The 24,876-nt window shown below is 40.0% G+C and carries 30 protein-coding genes, 2 tRNA genes and 2 pseudogenes; 10 read left to right on the top strand and 24 right to left on the bottom strand.

Going from position 1 to position 24,876, the window contains the following annotated elements; all coding sequences use genetic code 11:
• Nucleotides 1–3: 3 nt before the first annotated feature.
• Complete coding sequence (secD, locus tag PNEUHYL_RS10015) at nucleotides 4–1,854, bottom strand: protein translocase subunit SecD (protein WP_059367817.1); 1,851 nt, start codon at nucleotides 1,852–1,854, stop codon at nucleotides 4–6.
• 24 nt (nucleotides 1,855–1,878) lie between these two features.
• Nucleotides 1,879–2,172, bottom strand: a complete 294-nt coding sequence (gene yajC / locus PNEUHYL_RS10010; protein WP_059367816.1) for a preprotein translocase subunit YajC — start codon at nucleotides 2,170–2,172, stop codon at nucleotides 1,879–1,881.
• A gap of 398 nt (nucleotides 2,173–2,570) precedes the next feature.
• Between yajC and PNEUHYL_RS10005 the strand changes: the two genes are divergently transcribed.
• Together PNEUHYL_RS10005 and PNEUHYL_RS10000 are read left to right on the top strand one after the other, a co-directional pair.
• A complete protein-coding gene (locus PNEUHYL_RS10005) occupies nucleotides 2,571–2,951 on the top strand; it encodes a pirin-like C-terminal cupin domain-containing protein (RefSeq protein ID WP_078061251.1) in 381 nt (126 codons plus the stop codon).
• A gap of 212 nt (nucleotides 2,952–3,163) precedes the next feature.
• Nucleotides 3,164–4,992 (top strand): annotated as a pseudogene (locus tag PNEUHYL_RS10000) (monovalent cation:proton antiporter-2 (CPA2) family protein).
• A gap of 508 nt (nucleotides 4,993–5,500) precedes the next feature.
• On the opposite strand, the pseudogene tnpA reads toward PNEUHYL_RS10000, so the two are convergent.
• The 4 genes and pseudogenes from tnpA to arsC all read right to left on the bottom strand — a co-directional run.
• A pseudogene (gene tnpA, locus PNEUHYL_RS09995) lies at nucleotides 5,501–5,749 on the bottom strand (IS200/IS605 family transposase); the annotation flags it as partial.
• Nucleotides 5,750–5,925: 176 nt separating this feature from the next.
• Nucleotides 5,926–6,222 (bottom strand): DUF5377 family protein, encoded by a 297-nt coding sequence (locus PNEUHYL_RS09990; RefSeq protein WP_059367815.1) that lies wholly within the window; start codon nucleotides 6,220–6,222, stop codon nucleotides 5,926–5,928.
• Nucleotides 6,223–6,244: 22 nt separating this feature from the next.
• Nucleotides 6,245–6,490, bottom strand: coding sequence for an alternative ribosome-rescue factor A (locus tag PNEUHYL_RS09985; protein WP_059367814.1), 246 nt, complete (start codon nucleotides 6,488–6,490; stop codon nucleotides 6,245–6,247).
• Between the two features lie 67 nt (nucleotides 6,491–6,557).
• Nucleotides 6,558–6,908: an arsenate reductase (glutaredoxin) gene (arsC, locus tag PNEUHYL_RS09980; RefSeq protein WP_059367812.1), complete on the bottom strand. Its 351-nt coding sequence runs from the start codon at nucleotides 6,906–6,908 to the stop codon at nucleotides 6,558–6,560.
• A gap of 78 nt (nucleotides 6,909–6,986) precedes the next feature.
• On the opposite strand from arsC, the gene PNEUHYL_RS09975 reads away from it, so the two are divergent.
• The gene (locus PNEUHYL_RS09975; protein WP_059367808.1) at nucleotides 6,987–8,036 is read left to right on the top strand and encodes an AI-2E family transporter; all 1,050 of its coding nucleotides are present in this window, start codon (nucleotides 6,987–6,989) and stop codon (nucleotides 8,034–8,036) included.
• A 620-nt stretch (nucleotides 8,037–8,656) separates the two neighbouring features.
• On the opposite strand, the gene plsY is transcribed toward PNEUHYL_RS09975, so the two are convergent.
• The gene (gene plsY, locus PNEUHYL_RS09965) at nucleotides 8,657–9,277 is read right to left on the bottom strand and encodes a glycerol-3-phosphate 1-O-acyltransferase PlsY (RefSeq protein ID WP_059367806.1); all 621 of its coding nucleotides are present in this window, start codon (nucleotides 9,275–9,277) and stop codon (nucleotides 8,657–8,659) included.
• Nucleotides 9,278–9,362: 85 nt separating this feature from the next.
• Between plsY and folB the strand changes: the two genes are divergently transcribed.
• Nucleotides 9,363–9,731 carry a dihydroneopterin aldolase gene (gene folB / locus PNEUHYL_RS09960; protein WP_059367805.1) on the top strand — a complete coding sequence of 123 codons (369 nt, stop codon included), beginning with the start codon at nucleotides 9,363–9,365 and terminating at the stop codon, nucleotides 9,729–9,731.
• An 88-nt stretch (nucleotides 9,732–9,819) separates the two neighbouring features.
• Here folB and rplI read toward each other — a convergent pair whose 3' ends face one another.
• The 5 genes from rplI to infA form a co-directional block, all read right to left on the bottom strand.
• A complete protein-coding gene (gene rplI / locus PNEUHYL_RS09955) occupies nucleotides 9,820–10,269 on the bottom strand; it encodes a 50S ribosomal protein L9 (protein WP_059367804.1) in 450 nt (149 codons plus the stop codon).
• A gap of 15 nt (nucleotides 10,270–10,284) precedes the next feature.
• Nucleotides 10,285–10,515, bottom strand: a complete 231-nt coding sequence (rpsR, locus tag PNEUHYL_RS09950; protein WP_018355466.1) for a 30S ribosomal protein S18 — start codon at nucleotides 10,513–10,515, stop codon at nucleotides 10,285–10,287.
• A gap of 11 nt (nucleotides 10,516–10,526) precedes the next feature.
• The gene (gene priB, locus PNEUHYL_RS09945; protein ID WP_059367802.1) at nucleotides 10,527–10,853 is read right to left on the bottom strand and encodes a primosomal replication protein N; all 327 of its coding nucleotides are present in this window, start codon (nucleotides 10,851–10,853) and stop codon (nucleotides 10,527–10,529) included.
• Nucleotides 10,840–11,217, bottom strand: coding sequence for a 30S ribosomal protein S6 (gene rpsF, locus PNEUHYL_RS09940; protein WP_059367800.1), 378 nt, complete (start codon nucleotides 11,215–11,217; stop codon nucleotides 10,840–10,842). Before rpsF ends, priB begins: the two co-directional genes overlap by 14 nt.
• 191 nt (nucleotides 11,218–11,408) lie before the next feature.
• Nucleotides 11,409–11,627 (bottom strand): translation initiation factor IF-1, encoded by a 219-nt coding sequence (gene infA, locus PNEUHYL_RS09935; RefSeq protein ID WP_013746899.1) that lies wholly within the window; start codon nucleotides 11,625–11,627, stop codon nucleotides 11,409–11,411.
• Between the two features lie 217 nt (nucleotides 11,628–11,844).
• Between infA and rsmA the strand changes: the two genes are divergently transcribed.
• The 4 genes from rsmA (at nucleotide 11,845) to PNEUHYL_RS09915 (ending at nucleotide 15,622) form a co-directional block, all read left to right on the top strand.
• Entirely contained in the window at nucleotides 11,845–12,708 is an 864-nt protein-coding gene (rsmA, locus tag PNEUHYL_RS09930; protein ID WP_059367798.1) for a 16S rRNA (adenine(1518)-N(6)/adenine(1519)-N(6))-dimethyltransferase RsmA, read from the top strand.
• Between the two features lie 17 nt (nucleotides 12,709–12,725).
• Nucleotides 12,726–13,553, top strand: a complete 828-nt coding sequence (gene apaH, locus PNEUHYL_RS09925) for a bis(5'-nucleosyl)-tetraphosphatase (symmetrical) ApaH (protein ID WP_059367797.1) — start codon at nucleotides 12,726–12,728, stop codon at nucleotides 13,551–13,553.
• A 10-nt stretch (nucleotides 13,554–13,563) separates the two neighbouring features.
• On the top strand, nucleotides 13,564–14,187 hold the full coding sequence (locus PNEUHYL_RS09920) for an HI_0552 family protein (RefSeq protein ID WP_059367794.1): 624 nt from the start codon (nucleotides 13,564–13,566) through the stop codon (nucleotides 14,185–14,187).
• A gap of 100 nt (nucleotides 14,188–14,287) precedes the next feature.
• Nucleotides 14,288–15,622: an NAD(P)/FAD-dependent oxidoreductase gene (locus PNEUHYL_RS09915; RefSeq protein WP_059367789.1), complete on the top strand. Its 1,335-nt coding sequence runs from the start codon at nucleotides 14,288–14,290 to the stop codon at nucleotides 15,620–15,622.
• 48 nt (nucleotides 15,623–15,670) lie between these two features.
• Here the strand turns inward: PNEUHYL_RS09915 and folD are convergent, their stop codons facing one another.
• On the bottom strand, nucleotides 15,671–16,519 hold the full coding sequence (gene folD / locus PNEUHYL_RS09910; protein WP_059367785.1) for a bifunctional methylenetetrahydrofolate dehydrogenase/methenyltetrahydrofolate cyclohydrolase FolD: 849 nt from the start codon (nucleotides 16,517–16,519) through the stop codon (nucleotides 15,671–15,673).
• 174 nt (nucleotides 16,520–16,693) lie between these two features.
• Here folD and PNEUHYL_RS09905 point away from each other — a divergent pair.
• A tRNA-Pro gene (locus tag PNEUHYL_RS09905) sits at nucleotides 16,694–16,770 on the top strand.
• A gap of 52 nt (nucleotides 16,771–16,822) precedes the next feature.
• Nucleotides 16,823–16,899: transfer RNA gene (locus tag PNEUHYL_RS09900), tRNA-Arg, on the top strand.
• Nucleotides 16,900–16,930: 31 nt separating this feature from the next.
• On the opposite strand, the gene PNEUHYL_RS09895 is transcribed toward PNEUHYL_RS09900, so the two are convergent.
• From PNEUHYL_RS09895 to PNEUHYL_RS13465, 11 genes are all read right to left on the bottom strand, one after another.
• On the bottom strand, nucleotides 16,931–17,986 hold the full coding sequence (locus PNEUHYL_RS09895) for a tyrosine-type recombinase/integrase (protein WP_059367781.1): 1,056 nt from the start codon (nucleotides 17,984–17,986) through the stop codon (nucleotides 16,931–16,933).
• Nucleotides 17,890–18,189 (bottom strand): helix-turn-helix domain-containing protein, encoded by a 300-nt coding sequence (locus PNEUHYL_RS09890; protein ID WP_059367778.1) that lies wholly within the window; start codon nucleotides 18,187–18,189, stop codon nucleotides 17,890–17,892. Before PNEUHYL_RS09890 ends, PNEUHYL_RS09895 begins: the two co-directional genes overlap by 97 nt.
• A gap of 290 nt (nucleotides 18,190–18,479) precedes the next feature.
• Entirely contained in the window at nucleotides 18,480–19,877 is a 1,398-nt protein-coding gene (locus PNEUHYL_RS09880; protein WP_059367772.1) for a DNA cytosine methyltransferase, read from the bottom strand.
• Between the two features lie 119 nt (nucleotides 19,878–19,996).
• Entirely contained in the window at nucleotides 19,997–20,671 is a 675-nt protein-coding gene (locus PNEUHYL_RS09875) for a hypothetical protein (protein WP_059367768.1), read from the bottom strand.
• A 92-nt stretch (nucleotides 20,672–20,763) separates the two neighbouring features.
• A complete protein-coding gene (locus PNEUHYL_RS13470; protein WP_158513615.1) occupies nucleotides 20,764–20,916 on the bottom strand; it encodes a hypothetical protein in 153 nt (50 codons plus the stop codon).
• Nucleotides 20,917–20,985: 69 nt separating this feature from the next.
• Nucleotides 20,986–21,249 (bottom strand): hypothetical protein, encoded by a 264-nt coding sequence (locus tag PNEUHYL_RS09870; RefSeq protein ID WP_059367767.1) that lies wholly within the window; start codon nucleotides 21,247–21,249, stop codon nucleotides 20,986–20,988.
• Nucleotides 21,250–21,319: 70 nt separating this feature from the next.
• The gene (gene rdgC / locus PNEUHYL_RS09865) at nucleotides 21,320–22,225 is read right to left on the bottom strand and encodes a recombination-associated protein RdgC (protein ID WP_059367764.1); all 906 of its coding nucleotides are present in this window, start codon (nucleotides 22,223–22,225) and stop codon (nucleotides 21,320–21,322) included.
• Between the two features lie 29 nt (nucleotides 22,226–22,254).
• Nucleotides 22,255–22,572, bottom strand: a complete 318-nt coding sequence (locus PNEUHYL_RS09860; protein ID WP_059367760.1) for a DUF6378 domain-containing protein — start codon at nucleotides 22,570–22,572, stop codon at nucleotides 22,255–22,257.
• Between the two features lie 11 nt (nucleotides 22,573–22,583).
• Entirely contained in the window at nucleotides 22,584–23,240 is a 657-nt protein-coding gene (locus tag PNEUHYL_RS09855; protein ID WP_059367758.1) for an LbetaH domain-containing protein, read from the bottom strand.
• 57 nt (nucleotides 23,241–23,297) lie between these two features.
• Nucleotides 23,298–23,942 carry a translocation protein TolB precursor gene (locus tag PNEUHYL_RS09850; RefSeq protein ID WP_174435484.1) on the bottom strand — a complete coding sequence of 215 codons (645 nt, stop codon included), beginning with the start codon at nucleotides 23,940–23,942 and terminating at the stop codon, nucleotides 23,298–23,300.
• Between the two features lie 205 nt (nucleotides 23,943–24,147).
• On the bottom strand, nucleotides 24,148–24,840 hold the full coding sequence (locus PNEUHYL_RS13465; protein ID WP_059367751.1) for a P22AR C-terminal domain-containing protein: 693 nt from the start codon (nucleotides 24,838–24,840) through the stop codon (nucleotides 24,148–24,150).
• Between the last annotated feature and the right edge of the window lie 36 nt (nucleotides 24,841–24,876).

The raw sequence follows: 24,876 nt of genomic DNA, 5'->3' as shown, positions 1-24,876 counted from the left end.
CAATTAAATAGAAAGTTTTTCAACACGTTTACCACCATAGATTGCATTTACCAGAGCGCGAGTTCCGGTAATAGCGGTAAACATGGAAATTGCCACACCCAGTGAAAGGGTAATTGCAAAACCTTGAATCGGGCCGGTTCCCACTGCGTAGAGAATAATGGCCGTTAAGATAGTGGTTAGGTTTGCATCGAAAATAGAGGTAAATGCTCCGTTGTAACCTTCATTAATAGCCTGTTGGATAGGGCGTCCGTTACGAATCTCTTCTTTAATTCGCTCAAAGATCAATACGTTGGCATCCACCGACATCCCAAGGGTTAACACGATACCTGCAATCCCCGGCATAGACAATGTTGCCCCCGGAAGAATAGACATTAAACCGACTAACAAGACAATATTAATAACCATTGCAAGGCTTGCGATAATACCGAAAAGCTTATAGTAGATAAGCATAAATACGATAACAGAGATTAATCCCCAAAAGCTGGCGTTCATACCTTGCTCAACATTTTGTGCACCAAGTGATGGACCGATCGTGCGCTCTTCCACAATTTGTATCGGAGCGATTAACGCACCTGATTTTAATAAAGTGGAAAGATTATTGGCTTCCGCCAGGCTGCCAACACCGGTAATTTGAAAGTTTGCGCCAAAGCGAGCCTGAATCGTGGCTACGTTGATAACCTCTTCGCTTTTCTCAAGAATGGTTTTACCGTTCTCATCTTTCTTGCCGTTGTCTTTATATTCAACATAAAGGGTTGCCATTGGTTTTTTATAGTATTTTTTGGTGAGTTGAAGCATTTGCTCCCCACCTTCACTATCTAGAGTGACACTTACCTGTGGCGTTCCAGATTGATGATCGAGTGCTGCACTTGAGTTGATGATATGTTCACCGCCTAAAGACGGGCGTTTTAACAAGACAACGGGACGACCTTCACGGTTATATTTCACTTCTGAATCAGACGGGATAATACCGCGAGCTGCCGCTTCTGCATTTACCGTAGAATTCACCATTCGGAATTCAAGAGTTGCTGTTGCGCCAAGAATCTCTTTCGCACGTGCAGTATCCTGTACCCCCGGCAATTCAATAACGATACGTTCTGCACCTTGACGCTGTATTACTGCTTCTGCTACGCCTAATTCCGAAACACGTTTACGCAAAATTGTTAAGTTTTGCTCAATCGCTAAATCGCGTGCTTCATTAAGTGCGGTCGTAGATAGGGATAAATTTAGCGTATCGTTGCCTGAATCGCTCACTTCTAAGGTTGGGTGAGCTTGGCGAATAATACGGGTCGCTTTTGAGAGTTGTTCGGGATTGGCAAGCGTAATGGTTGTACCGAAATGATCGGCATTCTTAATCCCCGTGTATTGAATTTTTTCTTTACGAAGATCGTTACGCAATGTGTCCTGTAATTGCTCTTGACGTTTTGCCAGTGCGGAGTTCATATCCACTTCCATCAAGAAACGAACCCCACCGCGTAGATCTAAGCCCCATTTCATAGGGTTTGCTCCGATACTGCTTAACCAAGTAGGGGTTGCCGGTGCAAGGTTTAAAGCCGTGCTATAGTTCGTACCGAGTTTTTCGGCAATTTTATCCTTAGCAAGTAATTGATCGTCCGTATTATTGAAACGGGCTAAAATAGAGCCTTGTTCAAGAACAATCGATTTTGTTGAAAGATTATTGGCTTTTAACACCTCTTGAACTTGTCCTAGTGTAGTCGTATTGGCTTGTTGCCCGCGAGTACCTGAAATTTGCACAGCGGGATCTTCACCATAAATATTTGGAAGAGAGTATAAAACACCAATGGCGACCACGAGGATCACCATTAGATTCTTCCATAATGGGTAACGATTTAACATGGTTGTCCCTTTATGAATGGAGGATTAAAGAGTCTTTACAGAACCTTTTGGAAGAATAGTCACAATATAGTTACGGTTGATTGTGATTTCCGTCGTTTCATTTAATGCAATCACCACACTGTTATTATCTTCAATTACTTTGGTGATTTTGCCCATCATACCGCCGGCAGTGAGCACTTCAGTGCCTTTGGCTAATTCAGACATTAATTTTTTGTGTTCTTTGTTACGCTTCGCTTGAGGGCGATAAATCATAAAGTAAAAAATTAAACCGAAAATCACGAAAATAACTAATGTGGACATTGGGCTTTGAGCTTCCATTTGATGTTTTCCTTATTAAACTTAAGTTGAAAATTGGGCGATAAAATACCATAAATCGCACAAAATGTGAAAAGCATATTGATTGATCGCAGAATTTATTGCAACCCAAGTTTCTCAACTGCTTTACTTATGATGCGTCTATACCAGAAAGGGGAAATTTCTTATTGGATTAAATCGGGCAAACTACCTCATGAATTTTAAAGGTACACGGCTATCCATATAAAAATACGCACTATCATTATCTATGCGTTAATGATCACACAAAACATAGTAAATATAAGTAATAAAAAAATGAGTGTTGATAAAATTTTAGTCGAACCCCAAAATATAGGTGGTATTCCCATTGAACGTTTGTTGCCGGAACCACAAAGCAATTTAGCCCATTAGTTGGGAGCGATATGCAATTTAAACACGCACAGGCATTTGAGATTGATCGTGTACCAAGTTTTGAATACGGCATTTTAGTCTTAAAAGGCGAAATAAAAGTAAATGGGGTGAGTTATAAAGCCGATGAACTGGCGGTTTTATTTGATTGCCAACATGCAAATATGGCATTAAACCTATGGGAAGAGGCAGGAACACATATTATGTTGTTAGTCGGTGAGCCATTGCCACACTCAACAGTGATGTGGTGGAACTTTGTGGCGGGCAGTAAAGAGGCATTGGAGCAGGCCGTTGAAGATTGGAATAACGGTCCCCCTCGTTTTAGTGATATTAATCTTGATGGTAGCGTATTAAAACGTTTACCGGCACCTCAAGTTCCCAATAAATTACGTTAGACACATAAATAGCAAAACAGGAATCCTTGTTACGTTTCATTACGAACAAGGATTTTTTACAGCACGAAACTTTTCTTGTAAAAAATCACATAATGAATGTTCACCAATGCTATTGGTTATTTAAAAAATACTCGGTTTATTCCTACAAATCTTAACTGAAAGCAAGTAAAATGCCCCTGTTTTTTACTTGTTTAATTTTTTTAGGAGTGACTATGGCAGCGGAAAGTTCAGGTGATTTAATTCGAGTGGTGGCATTGCTGGGTGCCGCAGTGGTGGCGGTGCCATTATTTAAACGCATAGGATTGGGATCGGTGTTGGGGTATCTCGCTGCCGGATTGGCTATTGGCCCCTATGGTTTACAGGTGATTGGTGATCCTCACGCAATTATTCATCTGGCTGAATTTGGTGTCGTGATGTTCTTATTTGTGATTGGACTTGAAATGAAGCCTTCACACCTTTGGGGATTACGTCGTCAAATTTTTGGACTAGGCAGTATGCAAGTGATCATTTCTGCTATTTTAATGACGATCGTGGGAGCGCAATTTGGTGTATCTTGGGAAGTGGCGTTTGTCTCTTCCGCAGGTTTTGTATTGACATCCACCGCAATTGTGATGCAAGTATTAGGTGAACGCAAAGAACTTTCTACAAACGCGGTCAAAAAATCGTCTCAATTTTATTATTTGAAGATCTTCTGATTGTCCCATTACTTGCTATTGTTGCTTCCCTCTCTCCTTTTGAAAAAACAGAAGCTTCCATGCCTTGGTGGCAATCTGCGGGCATTGCTATGCTCGCCTTAGCGGTATTAGTGTTTATTGGCCGTTTCATTTTAAATCCGGTTTTCCGTATTTTGGCGAATGCTAAAGCCCGTGAAGTCATGACTGCTGCTGCACTTTTTGTGGTATTGGGGGCCGCATTATTAATGGAAGAAGCCGGCTTATCCATGGCGATGGGCGCTTTTGTAGCAGGTGTAATGCTTTCCGAATCTGCCTTCCGCCATCAATTGGAGGCGGATATTGAGCCTTTCCGTGGTTTATTGCTGGGGCTTTTCTTCCTTGGCGTGGGAATGGCGTTAGATTTAAAAGTCGTTGCAGAAAACTGGCAATTAATCCTTTTAGGCGTGATTGTATTAATGCTCACCAAAGGTGTCTGTATTTATGTTGTAGCACGTGTTGCTAAAAGTACTCATAAAACAGCATTAGAACGAGCGCTCTTAATGGCACAAGGTGGGGAATTTGCTTTTGTGCTTTTTGCGGCAGCCCTGTCAAAAGGAGTGATTGATGAAACGGTAAATGCCAATATGACGGCAATTGTTGTGCTTTCTATGGTGATGACGCCGCTCATTCTTGTGCTTTATGAAAAATATGGATCGAAAGAAATTGCAGAAGAAATTGAACCCGATGAAATTGATGAACAGCATCCGATACTTATTATCGGTATGGGACGTTTTGGACAAATCGTAAATGACTTGCTCCGTTTAAGTGGTTATGCCACAACAGTGGTAGATCTTAATCCAACGATGATTAAAGGTTTTAATGAATATGGCATTAAATCTTATTTTGGCGACGCTTCCCGCCGTGAGTTTTTAATTGCGGCAGGATTGGAACAGGCAGAAATGCTTGTTGTGGCAATTGATAATAAAGCACAAGCCTCCGATATAGTGCACTTTGCCCGTGAAGTGAACCCGAATATTAAAATTATTGCTCGTTCTTATGACCGTTTTCATACATTTGATTTATATAATTCCGGGGCAAATGACGTTATACGTGAAACATTCGATTCTGCAGTGCGTACCGGACGTACCGCATTAGAAGGGTTAGGTATGGAACCTGAAGTGGCAAAAGAAATTGCGGAATATTATTTCCATGCTGATCGTCATGAAGTGAAATTAATGTCTCAAGTTTATGAGCCAAAATCAGAATTCTTTAAAAGCCCGATATTACAAGATATTGCGAGGGAATGCGACCAAAAAATGGCGGCAGATATTCAAGAAATCTTGCTAAGAGCGAAAGAAAAAGAACAAGAAGAAAACGGTATTATGTAGCAAACGCAAAAGATAAAAATTTATACAAAATGTAGGAGCATACTACGTATGCTCCGCAGCTATTGAAATTATTGATGTTGCGTGTACTGTATCCCCGCGATCACATGAGAATATCAGTTTTGTGCAACTGTTACACAATATCGGAAGAAAACTAAAAATTTTGACAAAAAAAATGAAAAACTAGGACGTAGGTTGAATTAAATGGGATTAATTTGTCCAAGACCATTATGAAATGAGGCTCTACGTAATGCAAATCCTATTTTTATAGCAGGAAAAACTTTCCCTAAATAGCAAATTTAACAGATTAGGAAGAGAGACTTAAACTAGTGTTATGATCAATGCAAAAATGAACCAGGCTGACGCTGGAAGATCATCGAAAAGTAAACCACTGTGTCTTTTTATAAATGCCTTGCTACTTAAACAGAGAATAACCTAGTATGCTTTGCATGGAAACTATCTTAAAAATCCGTCGTTTTTACCATAAAGACTGTCTCTTAGCCGCAAACTATCCCATAAAACTTGATACTGCCAATTTGGGGGGAATCTTCAAAAACATATGAATATTCTCTTTTATTGCGTGAACCTCTAGAATTTCGACTTCTTTATAACTACACAACTGTCTTAATATTCCTCCAATATCTACTCGCAATTTTCCATAAATTACCTGTCTTCGATACTTCGGGATAAAGATTATATGATACTTACAGTTCCATCTTGTGTGTGATAGACCTGAATCGTCATTGGATTTACTGGCCATGACTTATCCTTCTATATGTTGAATTTTTGCTTGTCAGCCTTATTCATTATAGGTGGATTTTATTTTGCTCACTGCTTAATCTTTTTGATTACATATGTATAGCGTATATTTTTATGCTCAGATGTTACCTGATAATTAAAAGTGCGGTTAATTTCAACCGCACTTTCACTTTTAAATTATTCGGCTTTTACCCCTAAATTGCCAATTTTCACTCCTAGCACGCCGAGAGAAACCGCATCTAAATAATCGCCGAGAAATTTGAACAGTTCGTTTAATTCTGTAAATGAACGTTGTACTTTGACTTGATCTTCTACTCTGCGGACAAATTCATAGCGAATCCCATTTTCTTCAAAATGTGCAGTAAGGGTTAAATAAACGGTTTCAAAAAAATGGCTGTGCGCACCTTCTTCACCCGGATCACTAATGCGCACATTCCATGTTGTATTGAATAATGTTTCTGTTTTATTTGACATATTTTACCTCTCGTTACGCCGATTACTTTAAGAAAAACCCGATTATAAAGTTTCTGAAATCAAAAAATTTATAATCGGGTTTTTCAAAACGTTTCCCTACATGCTTTGCTTTGCGTTGGTAACTGCCTTTTCCTTTACGTTTTTTCTCAATACGCTGACGGAATAATTTGTCATGTAATAATGCCATGATCGCATTATCTTTTACGACACCTCTTGTGTGCCGATAAACGGTTTGATTTTCAACCGCACTTTTTTGTTTCTTTGCCATCATTTTTCCTTAAAAAAGCCGTGAAGACATTTTCACGGCTGCTGTATTATACGGGTAAACCTTAAAATTACAAAATATCAAGAACACTTTCCGGTGGTCGCCCGATTTTTGCTTTGTCACCATTCACCACTATCGGGCGTTCAAGCAAAGCGGAATGCTCACTTATCGCCGTCAATAAATCGGCATTCGTCAATGCCGAATTAGCAAGATTTAAGGATTGATAAAGCTCATCTTTCACCCGCATCATTTGGCGAATATCCGTGATGTTTAATTTATTCGCAAGTTGTTGCAGTTCGGCAACGGAATATTGTTTTTGTAAATAAAGTTCAATGTTTGGCTGAATACCTTTTTCTTCTATTAACGCTAACGTTTCCTGGCTTTTGGAGCAACGAGGATTGTGATAAATAATAACTGACATAGAATTTCCTTTAGCTGGCTATAATTGAAAGAAATTTTAACTTATAATGCTGGAAAATGCTCACTTTGGATGTTGATAATGTTAGAAATGTTGAAAAGCTGGTATGCACGCCGTTTAGGCGATCCGCAAGCAATGGGGCTATTGGCTATTTTGCTTTTTGGTTTTGTTGCGATTTATTTTTTCGGAAATTTAATTGCACCATTTCTCATTGCGGTTGTACTTGCCTATTTGTTAGAAATGCCAATTCACTTTTTGACAAATCATTTGAAATTTCCACGAATGTTAGCAACGGTGATTATCTTTGGCAGTTTCATTGGCGTAGCAACCATTTTTTTCCTTGTGTTAGTGCCGATGTTATGGAATCAAACCGTTTCTTTATTAAGCGATTTACCGGCAATGTTCAATAAACTGAATGAATGGCTACTTAGCCTGCCGGAGCATTATCCGGAACTGATCGATTATTCCATGGTAGATGCCATTTTTAATTCTGTACGGGAAAAAATCCTCGGTTTTGGTGAGTCAGCCGTCAAACTTTCGCTTGCCTCTATAATGAACTTGGTTTCACTTGGTATTTATGCGTTCTTAGTACCATTAATGATGTTTTTTATGTTGAAGGATAAAAGCGAACTTTTACAAGGTGTGAGCCGTTTTCTACCACGTAATCGCAACCTCGCTTTCAAAGTATGGACGGAAATGCAACAACAAATTGCCAATTATATTCACGGAAAATTATTAGAAATTTTAATTGTCACTTTGGTAACTTACGTTATTTTCCTAATTTTCGGCTTAAATTATCCGCTCTTATTGGCCTTTGCCGTAGGACTTTCCGTATTAGTACCTTACATTGGCGCCGTTCTAGTGACTATTCCTGTAGCGCTTGTTGCTTTGTTTCAATTCGGTATTAGCCCGACTTTCTGGTATATCATTATCGCCTTTGCCGTGAGCCAGTTACTGGACGGAAATTTATTAGTCCCTTATTTATTCTCTGAAGCAGTGAATTTACACCCTTTAATTATCATTATTTCCGTCCTCATTTTTGGCGGTCTATGGGGATTTTGGGGCGTATTTTTTGCCATTCCGTTGGCAACATTAGTCAAAGCCGTACTCAATGCGCTACCGGAAGATTAAATCCGATGTGCAGACTTCATTGGGGTTGTCTCAATATATAAAATAAGCGGGAGATGGGGCTATTAATCGTCAAAAATATATCCTACTTTATTGTGAGTCTGTCCTAGATAGCTAGGATAAGTCATTCTTAATTAACAGTTTTAAAATTGAAATCTGGGACTTTATGTCCCTGCGATTAAATTCGTTTGCATCAAAGATATCATTATTACGATAAGTATTGGTGTAAAAAATACAGTCGGGTTCTTTCTCTCGAATAATCGGTAATAATGTTACTGCTTGTGTATTCGGTACGGTAACGGTCTAAATCTTATCATTACGTTTGATAAGCACAAACATCGCAACTTTACCTACTCGCCCTTGTTGGCCTTTGCTAGTGTTACCGAAATGTAGCTTTCATCGGCTTCAGTTTCACTATAAGACATCTAAATGAGGATTTTTTTAAATGAGCAAGATGTAAACGATGGAAATAAAATACGGGGGTATTTTGTTTAAATTCACGAGTTCAGCGACAGTTAGGCTAAGTAGACCCAACTGGAAGATGCTCTATGAAGGTAATGTTGTTTGTGCTGACTTGAATAACTTTTCCTCATTAGAACGTTTTATCCTAAATGGGAAATTTGTTAGTTATCTGGAATAGTCCCTTTATTTTTCTTTAATTTTGACCATATTTTGTCTTCTTGCCCACGCCATAAGCGTTGAATGTTATCATGATGGCGGTAAATCAATAAACAGCTCACCAACGCCACAGGGAAAGTAAATTCAGGTTTAAACCACCAGACATAAAAAGGTGCCAGTAATGCAGTAACGACTGCGCTTAAAGAAGAATAACCACTGACTAAGAAAACGATAAACCAAGTACCAAAAATCGATCCTGCTACTGCCCATGCAATTGGTGCAATTGCGCCAAATGCCGTAGCAACTCCTTTTCCGCCTTTAAATCGAAAAAAAATAGGAAAAATATGTCCCAAACAGGCTCCGAGAGCGACCATACCTAGCTCAAATTGAGTTAATCCTAGGTAATAACCTGCCCAAACCGGTAACATACCTTTTAAAATATCAAAAATGAGTACGGCAAGTGCGGCCCAGCGTCCACCGATACGAAATACATTTGTTGCCCCGGGATTGTGAGAACCGTATTGACGGGGATCGGGTAAGCCCGCTACTTTACAAATTAAGATTGCACTGGAAATCGATCCTAAGAGATAGGCAAAAATCATGTAAATAATAGCGAATAGGCTCATTTAATCCCCCGGAATGATAAAATTTCCTCGCTATTTTACCTAAACTTGCTAGCATACGCCTACTATAATTTTAGAGGAATCTGATATGGATCGTATTTTTATTGAAGAATTAACGGCATTTGCCCAAATTGGTGTCTATGATTGGGAACAGCAAATTCAACAAAAATTAGTGTTTGATATTGAAATGGCCTGGGATTGTAAAAAGGCAGCAGAAACCGATGATGTGCAATATTGTCTTAATTATGCGGAAGTTAGCCGATTTGTTTTGGATTATGTGCAGGCAAAGCCCTTTTTACTTGTTGAGCGTGTTGCCTATGAGGTTGCCGAACAATTACAAAAACGTTTTTCTATTCCATGGCTGCGTTTGAAATTAAGTAAGCCTAAAGCCGTGGCACAGGCTCATGGTGTAGGAGTCATTGTCGAACGAGGTACTTTGCCTTCAGCAATAAAATAAATGGAAAAATGCGAAATTTTTGACCGCACTTTTACTGAACTTCGCAATAAAAAACCCGACAGAAGTCGGGTTTTTGTTTACGGATAAATTATTCCGCAACAATAACGATGTTTAATGATGCAAACACTTCACCGTGAAGTTGGAAACGAACATCGTGCTCACCAAGGGTACGAATTGGACCGTTTGGTAAACGAACTTCGCTTTTCGCTACTTCAACGCCAGCAGAAGTAACTGCTTCAGCTACATCACGGGTAGTGATAGAACCGAATAAACGACCTTCATCACCGGCTTTAGATGCGATAGTGACTTTTTCTAACGCTTCTAAACGCTCTGCGCGGTCGACTGCCGCCGCTAGTGACTTAGCTGCTTTTTCTTCTAACTCAGCACGACGTGCTTCAAAGTGTTCGATGTTTGCTTTAGTTGCCATAACCGCTTTACCTTGTGGGATTAAGAAGTTACGTGCAAAACCTGACTTAACATCTACTTGATCACCTACGTTACCTAGGTGAGCAATTTTATCTAAAAGAATAACTTGCATTTGACCTTCTCCTTCTTAGTGATGATGTGCATCAGAGTAAGGTAATAACGCTAAATAACGCGCGCGTTTGATTGCACGGGCTAATTGACGTTGGTACTTCGCACGAGTACCAGTAATACGGCTTGGTACAATTTTGCCGCTTTCAGAAATGTAGTTCTTTAATGTAGCGATATCTTTGTAATCGATTTCCACAACATTTTCCGCAGTGAAACGGCAGAACTTACGACGACGGAAATAACGTGCCATTTGGCTGTCTCCTAATCTATAAATTCGATTTGCTCGGCATGTAAAACTAGCTGGTTTAAACCGTTTACAGTTTTATGTGAGGTGATGAAACCCACAACCAATAGTTGATTGCCGACCGTAATGCTTTGAGTTTTTTCTACTAATTGATTGCCACTAATTTGAATGGGCATTTTTAACCACGCTTGGCGAGATAAACCGCTTTCAATCTGTTCGGAACGATGTTCCAACCAAAATCGGCAATGCTCAATACCATTAGGGCTTTTATGTCGCTTTGGTAGTTGGCACACTGTGCCAATCAAAGAAAAGCGATTATCAATGTTTGAATTACTCTTCAGCATCCTCAAAATCGTTGTTTTCAACTTCAGCTAAAGCTTTACGATCATCTTTTGCTTTAACCATTGGGGACGCTTCTGTTACGGCGTGCTTAGTATGAATAACAAGACTGCGTAATACAGCATCGTTATAACGGAAAGTCGTTTCTAGCTCGTCGATGACTTGTTGAGGCGCTTCTACATTCATAAGCACATAATGTGCTTTGTGTAATTTGTTGATTGGGTATGCTAATTGACGGCGACCCCAATCTTCTAGGCGATGAACCTGACCACCGGCTTCTTTAACAGAACCTGTGTAACGTTCAATCATACCTGGTACTTGCTCGCTTTGGTCCGGATGAACCATAAACACGATTTCGTAGTGACGCATTACTGCTCCTTACGGGTTAATCAGCCTTTGACGTAGATTAGTCACCAATCTGCAAAGGCAAGGAACGAAAAATTGAATGTGACTAAGGGTTGCGGATTATATCGAAATTTTTGTTTTTTGCAACTGATTTGCAGTTTTTTTAGGCAATAAAAAACCGATAATTTATATCGGCTTTCTTCTTTTGTCTAAAATTATCGACTACGGAAAACGATACGACCTTTACTGAGATCATAAGGAGTCATTTCTACCGTAACTTTATCACCGGTTAAAATACGAATATAGTTTTTACGCATTTTGCCGGAAATGTGAGCAGTCACCACATGACCGTTTTCTAATTCTACACGAAACATGGTATTCGGTAACGTTTCTAAAATGGTACCTTGCATTTCGATACTATCTTCTTTTGCCATTGTATCCTCTAAAAAATAACTAATTTTTAACCGCACTTTCTGCGGGAATTTAAGAAAAACGGCCGGATTATAGCCGTTTTTGCGTTGAGGTGAAAGGGAAAATCAAATTGTGTTGAAAAAATAATCTCTTTGTGTAGGGGAGGATTCAATAGTTCAATGATTTACAAACCCAAATCACGCTCTATAATAACCGCAATTTGATAAAAGATAGAAGACTATGAGTTCCAAAAAACACTTAGGGCATACCGCCCGCAAACGTTTCGGGCAAAACTTTTTGCACGATAGCAATGTCATTCAGAATATTGTTGCGGCGATTTATCCGCAAAAGGATCAATTTTTATTGGAGATCGGGCCTGGACTTGGGGCATTAACCGAGCCGGTCGCCGAACAAATCGAGCATTTAACCGTAGTGGAGTTGGATCGCGATCTGGCGGAACGTCTGCGCCACCACCCGTTTCTACATCATAAAATCACTGTAATCGAAAATGATGCGATGCAATTTGATTTTGGCGAACTTTATCGTCAAGAAAATTTAGCCGAGGCTGGGCGGAAATTACGTATCTTTGGAAACTTACCCTATAACATTTCTACGCCTTTGATGTTCCACCTTTTTAAATATCATCACATTATTCAAGACATGCACTTTATGTTGCAAAAAGAGGTGGTAAAACGTTTATGTGCTGCACCGAATAGCAAGGCTTACGGGCGTTTAACCATTATGGCACAGTATTTTTGTCAAGTGATGCCGGTGTTGGAAGTGCCACCTACAGCTTTTAAACCTGCACCAAAAGTGGATTCGGCCGTAGTGCGTTTAATTCCTCATCAAGTGTTGCCACATCCGGTGAAAGATTTATATTGGTTGAATAGAGTATGTTCACAAGCTTTTAATCAACGCCGCAAAACCTTGCGTAATGCGTTATCCACCTTATTTTCGGCAGAAAATTTGACCGCACTTGGGATTGATTTAAATGCACGTGCGGAAAATCTTTCTATTGCCGATTATGCTCGGTTAGCGAATTGGTTGGCGGATAATCCACCGGAAGAAACGAATAAGCCGGAAATTATTGATAGGGATGATTAATTAAAGAGCGGTTAAAAATGGCGACATATTTTGTAGGCGATCTGCACGGCTGTTATGATGAATTGCAACTTTTGCTGGAAAAAGTGGCGTTTGAGCCTACGCAGGATAAATTATATCTTGTCGGAGATTTAGTGGCGAGGGGAGATAAATCGCTGGAATGTTTGCGTTTTGTGAAATCCTTGGGCAGTGCCGCACAAACAGTGTTGGGTAATCATGATTTACATTTAATTTCCACCGCTCTTGGCATTAAAAAAGTGAAATCAAAGGATCGGTTAGAGGCGCTCTTTCAAGCTGCTGATTTTGATGAGCTGATTGACTGGCTATGTCATCAACCTTTGCTTGTACACAATGAAAAACAACATTTTGTGATGTGTCACGCCGGTATTTCACCTGATTGGGATCTGGCGACGGCGAAAGCTTGTGCAAAGGAAGTGGAAAGTGTCTTAAGACAAGGTGATATTCGTTATTTACTGGAAAATATGTATGCAGAACAACCGGATCGTTGGTCGCCCGAATTACAAGGGCTCGATCGCCTTCGCTATATCATTAATGTTTTTACCCGTATGCGTTTTTGCTATTGGGATCATCGACTTGATTTTGCCTGTAAATTGCCACTGAAAGATGCACCGCCGGAACTCACACCTTGGTTTAACTTAAATAATCCTATTTATCAAGAAATTCCGATTATTTTCGGCCATTGGGCAAGTTTAGTGGACGAGCCGACACCAAACGGTATTTATGCGTTGGATACAGGCTGTGTGTGGAACAATAGAATGACGATGATACGTTGGGAAGACAAACAATGCTTTACACAAAGTGCGGTTAAAAATTACCGTATTTTTTAAGGAGCAATAAATGCTTTCTCTCACAGCCGAATCGTGCGAGCTTTTTGATATTCCTTTTTATCAATTTGCACAAATGAAAAAATTCTGTCCAGAAGACATTCCCTCAATTAAAGCTAATTACAAACGCCATTGGGATAATTGGAAAGCCATTATTCAAGAGGTGGCGAAACAACTTGGTACGCCTTTTGCAAAACCCCATATCGAAAGTTGGACAAACGGTTGGCAGGTCAGAGCGCATTTTTTTGCCTATTTTAAATATGAATTCAATCAAAATTCGGCGGCAATTTTTTCGGTTTTGTTAAATCGGCGCCGTTTATCGGTGAGCTTAGACTGGCATTGCTACCGTGCGGATCGTTCGCAAATTAACTTGCAACAATACAATCAATGGCTGGATGAGTTTGATTTTAACGCTTTTTCCCATTGGGATGTATGGCGTGGCGATGAAAGTGAGTACAACGATTTTCGTCAGGTTAATCAACTAGAGACAAAAGATTTATTGCTACATTCCGGTAAGGATTTTTGGTGTATCGGTCACAATATTGAAAAAAACGCATTGCAAAATATGGATACTGTGACTTTTACTGTAAATACCATTCGGGGATTACAACCTCTTTATGAACGTTGCCATCGGTAAGTGCGGTCATTTTCGTGAAAGTTTTTCTTATCATTTATTTAGTTATGTTATCATTACAAAGATTTAACATTTTTAACAATATTTTATTTAGGAGAGCAATATGAAGAACGTCGTAGTCGTTGGCGGCGGTGCCGGCGGTGTTGAACTGGCGACTTTTTTGGGGAATAAACTTGGTCGCAAAGGAAAAGCCAAAATAACGCTTGTGGATCGCAATGCCACCCACCTTTGGAAACCCTTATTACACGAAATTGCAACTGGCGTGATGGATGACGGTATTGATTCTTTAAGCTACCGTGCGCATGGTAAAAATCATCATTTCAGCTTTGAACAAGGCTCGATTACCCGTATTAACCGTGAACAAAAGTATGTGGAACTGGCACCTATTTATGGTCAAGAAGGGGATATATTGGTGATTGCACGCCGCATTCCTTATGATTATTTAGTTTTGGCTATTGGCAGTAAATCCAATGATTTTAACACTAAAGGCGTGGCGGAAAACTGTATTTTCTTGGATAGTTCCGAGCAAGCATTACGCTTCCAGCGAAAAGTGTTGGAACTCTTTTTGAAATTCTCTGAAAACCGTGCATTGGATGATATTGGCGAGGCAGAATTTAAACAAAAATTGGTTGATGAACATAAAGTCAATATTGCCATTGTCGGTGGTGGGGCGACAGGTGTGGAATTGACGGCGGAGCTTTATCATGCTACTGAAGATTTATCTTCTTACGGCTATGGCAAAATTGATAATTCTTGTTTGCAGGTAACCTTAGTTGAAGCCGGCCCTCGTTTATTACCGGCATTACCGGAAGATTTGTCTGTGGCCGTTTTAGACGAATTAAAGGATATGGGGGCGAATGTCAAACTCGGCACGATGATCACTGAAGCGCGACCTAATACTTTAATTACAAAAGACGGCGAGGAAATCAAAGCCGATTTAATTGTTTGGGCGGCAGGGGTGCGTACTTCAAAAGTAACCCACAATTTTGACGGTTTAGAGATTAACCGCACTAATCAATTAGTGGTGAAAGATACGCTACAAACCACAGTGGACGAGAGTATTTTTGCTATTGGAGACTGTGCGGCATTGACTCAGAGCAACGGCACGTTAGTTCCCCCACGTGCTCAAGCCGCCCACCAAATGGCAAAGGCTTGTGCAAAAAATATTTTTGCCATCTTTGATAATAAACCGATGAAAGCGTTTAAATACAATGATAAAGGCACTTTAGTATCGCTTTCCAGTTTTACGGCGTTGGGGAGTTTAACCAATAAATTTGGTAAGAATCCATTAACCGTGCACGGTAAATTTGCCCAATTTGCTTATGTATCACTTTATCGTATGCACCAACACGCATTACATGGCTGTACTAAAATTGGATTGATTATTTTGGTGGATAAAATTAATCGCTATTTAAAACCGAGATTGAAATTACATTGATCCCAAAGCAAAAGTGCGGTCAAAAATAACCGCACTTTTTTATTACACTCAATTATTATGCTCGTAAGCGTATAGTGTGTTATACATCAACATTGCGACTGTCATTGGACCTACGCCCCCGGGAACCGGTGTAATGTAGCTTGCCTTTTGGGCTGCGGCTTCAAATCCAATATCACCCACTAATTTTCCTTCAATTCGGTTAATACCGACATCAATGACAACAGCCCCTTCTTTTACCCATTCACCCGGTACAAGGTTAGGTTTACCAACCGCGACAACCAAAATATCGGCTTGGCGTACATGGCTTTCCAGATCTTTTGTAAAACGGTGAGTAACCGTAACCGTTGCACCGGCAAGTAATAATTCCAAAGACATTGGGCGACCCACAATATTTGAGGCACCAACGATAACCGCATGTTTACCGTGTAAATCAACGCCGGTTGTTTCTAACAATTTCATTACGCCATAGGGTGTACAAGCACGTAGGGTTGGGATTCGCTGGCATAAACGCCCGACATTATAAGGATGAAAACCATCCACATCTTTTCTCGGATCAATACGTTCAATAATGGCTTCTGGATTGATTTGTTTTGGAAGGGGAAGCTGTACCAAAATACCATCAATGGTTTCATCGGTATTTAATTGGTCGATTAAATCAAGCAAATCCTGTTCGGTTGTGGTTTCCGGCAAATCATAAGATTTAGAATTAATCCCGACTTCCTCACAACTGCGACGTTTACTTTCCACATAAACTTGAGAGGCGGGATCTGAGCCAACGAGAATAACGGCAAGTCCGGGAACGCGTTTATCTTCATTGCGATAGTGGGTAATTTTTTTTGAAATTTCAGATTTTATCTGCTTAGAAAGCTGAGTTCCCGAGATAATTTGTGCTGTCATTAAAAGTCCTTAATAATGGAAACGTAAACGTTTGCTATTTTATCTAACAATGGGAAATTTACAAAATCAAATATGCTGCATGGGGAAATTGAAATAATTTTGAGCAGTCAAATACAAAAATAATAAAAATTGATTGACTGAATAAGAAACCTCACTATAATTAGGCACACTTATCGGCGAGTAGCGCAGCTTGGTAGCGCAACTGGTTTGGGACCAGTGGGTCGTAGGTTCAAATCCTATCTCGCCGACCATTTCTTTTATATTTCTCTTGGAACTTCATAAAAAAGATACCATCCTTAACATGCGCCCTTAGCTCAGCTGGATAGAGCAACGCCCTTCTAAGGCGTGGGTCAAAGGTTCGAATCCTTTAGGGCGTGCCATTAAAAGTCTTATTTTTCAAAAAGTTATATGTTACGCAACAAGTTTTAAATGTGTCTTAGGCTTTGGGTGTGTCGTAAATGTGCCGTGAAATTCTACTTTGTTTGCGTGTTCCAACAAATGATCCGCATTCAAATGAGCATATTTCTTGACCATTTCGAGAGTTTCCCAACCGCCTAATTCTTTGAGCGTGAATAGCGGTGTACCTGCTTGAACGTGCCAGCTTGCCCAAGTATGCCGCAAATCGTGGAAATGGAAATCAACTAGAAAGCATTTTTTCGTTGCTAGCGTGAAAGACTTTCGGTTGATATCCGTTAGCGGATTACTGTTTCTACCGACAAACACATATTTGGAATGCCTGTTACGAATGGATTTAAGTAAGGTGATGGCTTCATCATTGAGTAATAATGAGCGAGCTTTTCCAGACTTAGCGACATCGTTAGTAACCAATGCTACTTTACGCACGAAGTCGATTTTATCCCATGTTAAAGTGAGGATTTCGGTACGCCTTGCTCCTGTCATTAAAGCAAATGAGCATATTGCTCGCATCCAATCTTGGCTAAGTTTGCCAATTAATTCTCGTGCTTGTTCTTTAGTGATCCAACGCACTCGGATTGGCGGCTCTTTTTTCTTAGGGATATAGGGCACTTTGTCTAGTATCCCCGCTTTATGTGCAAGATTCAAGATCAAAGAAATAGATTTGATATATTTGTTTTGGGTAGCATTAGCAAGAGGTTTTTTAGTGTTCATATTCTTGGTGGGAATATGTTGTAAAATTTCCTGTGTTGTTAAAGAGCTTAATACTCGTCCTGAGAATTTGCTACGCCAGTAGATGGCGTGCCGTTTTTTAGTTGCAGTATCTTTTTGACCTTCAGCAGAGCGCACATAATGCAGTAATGCTTCTTCAAAAATATACTCTGGCGGAGCATCAAGTTTATCAATTTTCCACATTTCAGCTTTAAGCCTATCGTGATATTGTTGCGCTTCCTTTTTTATAGTCGTGCCAGTTGAGCGTCTAATTCTTTTACCGCTTGGGGTTGCGAGATCAACCCACCACGGACCATTTTCGTTTCTTTTGTAGATCGACATAGTTGTACCTCTTCGACCGACAAAGCTAATCTATCAGCATTATCAGATCGTTTTTTGAGTAGATCAAGATCGGACTTATGAATACGCCAAACGCGAGAACCTGTCATTTTGAAAAATCCCCAATCATAAATATGGTTTCGAACGGTTCTTTCTTTAAGGTTTAAGTATTTTGCAACCTGTTTGATTGTTAGGGTTTCTTCCATACTCTCTCCCTAAAAATACTTTGATTTCATCAGCCGTAATAATACTTTTTCAAACTTTCGAGCGTGTTGTGCTTCAAATCTCAACCACTTAAGGCGGATATGTTTAGGCTTCCAACGATTTGTTAGCCACTGATTTTGATTTGCCATTTCAGCGAAAGCTCGTTTATAAATCTTCTTCATTTGCCGGAAATTCCACGATTTTTTATGACCCTTGAAACATAAAATTTCAGTTTCGTGAAATTTGATATTGTTCGCTTTGAGGTTTATCATTTTCTGCTCCAATAAAAAACCTAGCTTTCGCTAGGCTTGTTTAAGTAATTAATCATCTTTTCTCCAATCCACCGCATTACCGGCACGGCCATTGAGTTTCCAATCGCTTTATAGCGTGGACTATCAGGACAGTCTTCCGCAGGTTTATTGCGATACGGGATTTTCGTCCAGTTATCCGGAAAGCCTTGTAGCCGTTCACATTCAATTGGAGTAAGTTTTCTAATAACTGTAGCTGTAGTCACGGCATGAACATCGGTGCTTGTTAAGGTATAGCTTACCCCGCTTTCATCAAAACCATTGCCGTTACCGCCGTTTTCAGGTTTTTGCCCAATCGTATTGCCTGCAAGAGCAACACAAGGAACATTATTACCGCCTGTTCCCATTCTTGCTGTCAGTGTGGGGGTTGTGTCGCATTCCTGTAATCTCACAACATCGGAACGATGTGCAATATCAAACACGATATTTTCCTGCCCGCCATTTCGTCCCAAACAATGTGCGGTCGTATTGCTAATAATCGGGTCTTGCGTACCGTGAACAATAAAAGTTTCACTCCCGCCACCACAATCTCCACCACTAGAACGCAATTTTCCACTGATGGTTTCCTGAGAAAATGAAGAAAAACCATTTTTAACGATAAAGAAGTCGCCACTAAAGGCCTCTTGATTTCCAAGCCATTTAGTACCGCAGTTTGCGAGTAGTGTGCCTGTTACTGATTCACCGCTTGCAAGAGAGCCTTTTCTAAAATCAATGGTAGCGTTTTGTTGCGTAATTTTGCTCGGTTCAATATCCCCTGACACGCTTTTTTGCTCAATGAGTATTTCTGCGATACTTCGTCTTCGAGCACTTGCCACAACAAACACTCTTTTACGTCGTTGGGCAAGTCCGAAGTATTGAGCATCGAAGGTTCGCCACGCGACAGTTCTTCTTGAATGCACATAACCAGAGTTTGTCCATCGTTTCCCTGTTGGTTGTAATGGCTGACTTTCTTGAACCAGCCCAGCCAAAAAGTATCCGAATGCGTTGTCCGAAGTGGATAAGACACCCGGTACGTTTTCCCACACGAGGATGCAAGGTGGTTGTCCGTCTTGGTTTCTGACATAATCAATAGCCTCTAAAATATGAATTAAAGCAAGGGTTAAATTCCCTCTGTCATCGTTTAAACTTTCCCGTTTGCCTGCAACTGAAAAGGCTTGGCAAGGAGTGCCACCAACTAGAACATCCGGTGCCGGCACTTCACGATTAAGGATTTTTTCAGGTAAGGCGGTCATATCGCCAAGATTTGGAATATCAGGAAAGTGGTGAGCAAGTACAGCGCAAGGGAACGGTTCAATTTCAGAAAACCATAATGGCTTTCCCAATCCTTTCCACGCTACACTTGCCGCCTCAATGCCCGAACAGATTGAGCCGTAGGTAAACATTTTCTCTCCATAAAATAAAACCGCTCACATTTCTGTAAGCGGTCGGTTAGTCTCTCATTGTTGATAAACAAACTCCGTTGTTAATCAAAAACAACGGAATTTGATTGGCAAATCAGGGATTAATCAACGATGGCGACTTTGAGTTTGCCACTCAAAGCATCGCACCAAAGTTGAGCGTGTTGTTCTGTTGCAAATAACTGCTTATTTTGTAAACGTAATTTAACATCTAAATCATTAAAATTTTTTGAAGAATAATAAGCTGGGAAAAGACAGCTAGGCATAGATCCAACAAACCAAGCCTTTTCTAAATCCCCGAACTCCGTAATTGGTTTCGGCAATTCTTTATATTGAGCCTGTGATTTTTCAGGCTCTTTCCACATTACATAATTTTTTTGTAAATCATTTAAAGTAATACTTACACATTCACCTTCTGAAATTTCTAAATAATACTCATCTGTAATATATGATTTGCCAACAATATGAGAAGGATAGTCCGTATCACCTTCTTTGTATTGAATACCTTGTCCTGTTAATGCTCGTTCTAAGTTGAAAGGTTCTGGTTTATCTTGCCATAAACCTACAATATCATGTACAAATTCTGAATCTAAACAATAGGTAAAATTTTTTGTATAACAGATTGTATTTTCATAATCACCATTCTTGTTATATGTTGCAAATACTAAAGGATATTTTGTATTCCCCATTAATTTACCAATATACTTAACTTTAGTACCATTTTTAGTAACACCATAAGCACCATTTAATAATTTTTGTTTAATTTCTTCTGTTAGCATAATTTATACCTCTTTCAGTTAAATCTATTGTATGTATTACAGCCTCTATTACATTTGGGTGAAATACAGCTTTCATTTTTTCTTTATCAAATTTAGATATTCGCCGCATAGATAATCGTGCAAGACAGTGCAATAGTGTTCGGATCGGCGAAGTGAAAAACTTTGGTGTGTTCGGTGTTTTCTATTACTGTCAGTTTGTGCCGTTTAATACTTTCAAGAAAGCATTCATCAAAGTTACCTTTCATTTTCTCCCTCTCTTTTTACTTTTCCGCATTTACTCCCTGAAAAAAGACCGCCCATTGAAAGTAGGCGGTCTAATATTCATTATTTCCTGAAATACTTTCATTCAGATTTTTAATAAGAGCCTCAAATCTTTTTGGGGTTTTGTTTCGACATAGAAGTAAAAACTGAATAGTTTCATCATCAAATAATTCTTCTAGCAACTCGTATTTCTCAATAACATTATTCTCTATTATGCGAACAACTTTAAAGCCATCTTGTTTATTTATGTGTAAATTCGTCAAATACCGCACACTTTTATTATCTTCAAAATGAAATTCTGCAATCATCTTTCTCATAATTCACCTCTTAAAAACAAAACCGCCCCTAAGAGCGGTTTAGTTAAACTCAAAATATTTTAGCAAGTTGCTATTCTTCGTCTGATTGTTTAAGCCCACAAAACTCGGTCGTCAAATTATCGAAAAGCTGTCCTAGCTCTGATGTCATCAAGAAGAAATCCGCGTCAAAGCGTTGAGCTACATCTTCTTTGAGAATGTCGTCATTTTTCTCCCGAATAACATCAGCGAACTTAATTTTAGAAAGCGAGCCGGTTTCACTTAGTGCAAAACTGATGTGATCTTCCCAATCTAGTGCTAATTTCGTGACAACATTTTTAGCTCGCAGCAATCCATAAACCTCTTCGCTTTCTAAGTCCTGATGTTTAAATATCACTTGCCCGTCAGCATAGATCGACCTTAATTTGCATTCTTCCTGCAACATCAACCAGTCCGGCATTCGACCACCGATCCAGCTTGTCATTGTTTCTGCCGGGTTACACACAAAGCTAACCGGAACAGCAGGTAATGAACCGAGAGATTTACGCAACAAAGCCAACACATCTTCGGCGCGCTTCGCTGAGGCTGTATCAACATAAATAAGTTGACGTGCAACATCAATTAGAAGTGCCATATGCTGATATTTACTGAATGCACGGGGAAGTAATGTTGCAACGACATCATCTTTGATTATCTGCTTCTCTGTTTTCTTGAGTTTCCGCTGTTCTTTTTCCTCTAAGGCGGAAATGCGAGAATCAGTTTCTTTTTGAATAACGCTTGTCGGCAAGATTTTCTCTTCTTTTTGAGCAACAAGTAAAATATATCCGTTGCCGTTAAAAAACAGCTGTTCGCTTGTTGCAAGCGGATTTGTCCAACCAAATTTACTCGCCTCATTTGCGCTACATTCAACGAATTTACATTCTTGTAATGCGTGTTCAAGATTTGAAAAATCTAATGCTTTTGTTAAGCGATAGATAATGGCATTTTTAAACCAAAACATAATTTATTCCTCATAAAAAATGCTCTTAATTAAGAGCGAGTTTGACTAACTACCGGCAACTCAACAAACGCATTGAGCGGTTGCGGTGATAACGATTCTTCCGGTATATCTAATCGTCCGCCTAGCGTTGCATAACCTGCAATATCACGCCAGTGATCGACTTCGTGCGGATTGCCGTTTAATATTCGGGCCAGTTTTGTCGCAATCATCGTGATGGCATATTTGTGCGTGCTATCAAGATTTTTGGATTTTTCGATATGCTTTAAAATATCGCTGAAGATAAGTGCACCGGTATGGAAATTCCCGTGCGTTTCTTCACGCTCTTGTAGCGTTTCATTTATGTTCATTTTTCTTATCCTTATCCTTGTCCTAAAATTCTGCTCTTCGCCACTTCGATCAATAGTTGATACTCGCGTTTGGTTTTCTCGTCATGTACTTTCGCCGATTTTGCTAAAAACTCATCGACTGTGCCGGTAAAACAACCTCTTGTAACGATTAAGTCATCCTTGCCATTAAACACTGTGAGTGTACCGTTCTCGGTACCGACATTACTCGCCCAGAAAATCATTTTTCGCTCGGAAACAATGGCGCAAGAACTAACCCGAGCGTTGCCATATACCCGAGCGTTGCCATATACCCGAGCGTTGCCATATACCCGAGCGTTGCCAAATACCCGAGCGTTGCCACATACCCAAGCGTTGCCATATACCCAAGCGTTGCCATATACCTCAGCGTTGCCATATACCTCAGCGTTGCCATATACCTCAGCGTTGCCAAATACCCGAGCGTTGCCATATACCCGAGCGTTGCCATATACCTCAGCGTTGCCAAATACCCGAGCGTTGCCACATACCCAAGCGTTGCCAGATTGATCTAAATTTTTCTCTGCTTCGATATAGCCGCCAAGTTCGCCGGCAACTACTGCACCAAAAGAGATTAGGGCTTTAATGCGATATAGCGTTCTGCCCAAATATTCTTTGGTGTCATCTTTCAACAGTTCGTATTTCTTTTGCATTTTGTTTGTCCTATAAAAAAGCCCACGGTTAAGTGGGCGGTGTGGTTCAGAATGGGATTAGCTCATTTCCTGAATGAGCTGTTGATAATATTCTTGGGCAGCACTAACACGTTCTTTGATTTTGTCGATGATGGCGTTATCACGTTTGACGGTCACGGTAGTGATCCGTTTGTCTTGCGGAATTTGTTCGACTAAATCAATGTAGCGTTCGGGGCTATCATAACTACTGAGCATTTCGTAAGGAGTAGGGAAGAGGACAAAATCAATTTGTGCTTCTTCACAATCCCATAGCCACATATAGCCTTGCATTTGAATGTCATAACCGGCTTTTTTCGCTTTATCTTCGGCTTCGTCTGTAAAGAACGGGTGAGTGCCAATATCCCACGAGCATTTTGTATCAATAATGAGCTTGCGAGAGGGAACGTAAATATCACACTCTCCCGTGATCCATTCATTCTCTCGGCGTTCAGTGTTTTTCTTGAGGGGCAAGCCTCGTTTTCTGCCACTTAATTTAATGGCTTGTTCTTCCAGAAGATTCCCTTTTTCGGTGTATTTGTTGCCTTCAAAATCTTGATAACCGAACAGATCGAATTTAGCGATCTTTCTGACCGCACTTTTGGCGGTGTCGGAAAGTCCTTCTCCGCCTCTCTTCTGTGGCATTAAGTCAGCAAGACCTGAACATCTGGCTTTGAATTGGTACATCGTTATTCCTTATTGTTGAATGTGAGAAATTTTCCCATCGTAGTCGTGGGTGAGATCCAGTTGATATGCGCTGATAATCACAAACACGGCAAGCACAATTTTTAAACCTTTCTTGAACATTTTTTCTTCCTTTTGCTGAAATTTGGGTGCAAGAAACCGCCACACGATTTTCACGGGGAAAAGTGCGGTCGGTTTTGATTAAGTTTTAGATTACTTGGTAGTTATTAGATTTCGGGTTGTAATTCTCGAGGTGTTTTAGCACTCGCCAGTTACTCTCATAGTCGTATTTGAAATCGGCTGTAAGGCGTTTCAGTAGCTTATGAACTTCCCGAATAGTGTGCTTATATTCGTAGGCTTGTCCGTAGATTGCACCGGAATATTTTGAACCGATAGTTTCCATTGCCGGATAAATCATTCGGCAAGTTTCTGTGCCTCGTAAGGCGATAAACCATATCCACGGCAGTAGTTGAAGTTCGTACTCGGTAAATTCAAACTTGAATTTCTTTTCCGGCTCGGGCAAGGCGAGTTGTTTTGGCTGATTTTTCTCAATTAGAATTTTTTCAATTTGTTCATCACACCAAATAGCAAATTCAACATTTAACCAACGAGCAAATGGAACAGCAAGACGACGGTGTAGCCAAGTGCCTTGTTGAGATAAATCTTTACCACCTTTGATTGTTTTTACGAAGTGGGATTTCCCTACTTTGGCAGCGTTACCAGATTTTCTGGTTTCGGTCTTTTTGCAAAGGGTTTCAATATATTCTTGAGTTGTCGGTAACGTTAGCCAGTCATTAGGACGTTTATTAAAATGTTTTGCAATAGCCGTTGCATTAAGATATGCGTCATCTTGGAAGAAAACTTGAGTGCCGTTGTAATCGGCGGTGATGATATTTGTCATTTTGACTCTCCACTTGATATTTTCGATAATTCACCA

The sequence above is a fragment of the Rodentibacter caecimuris genome (assembly GCF_001019715.1).
GTDB lineage: Bacteria > Pseudomonadota > Gammaproteobacteria > Enterobacterales > Pasteurellaceae > Rodentibacter > Rodentibacter caecimuris.
The sequence above is the reverse complement of the archived record's forward strand: the minus strand, read 5'-3'. Positions and strand labels throughout refer to the sequence as shown.